At 72.0% G+C, this 254-nt stretch carries 1 protein-coding gene; it reads right to left on the reverse strand.

The genetic code is table 11. The annotated features are described in order from the left end of the window. On the reverse strand, positions 1–180 hold a 180-nt coding region (locus tag ACZ3GY_RS24455), incomplete at its 3' end, for a hypothetical protein (protein WP_465912385.1). Between the last annotated feature and the right edge of the window lie 74 nt (positions 181–254).

Raw genomic sequence — 254 nt, forward strand, 5'->3', positions numbered from 1 at the left:
GTAGACGAGCGGCGCCGACGGGCCACCGATCAGCACGGCGAGCGGACCGATACCGGCGAGCACGCTGAGCGGCGCGGCGGCCGAGACGACGAGGAAGACCACGCCCCACGTGCCGAGGGCCGCGGGACGCAGCCCGTCGGTCCGGGGGTGGTCGGTGGTGCGGAGGAGCTGCTCGGTCACAGTCGGGCCTCTCGGGGTAGGGGACCCGCCTCATCGTCGAGGCGGCCTGGTTAAAGGAGAGCATGGAGCAGATT

This window comes from Pseudomonas sp. PME37.24/006 (assembly GCF_055556635.1).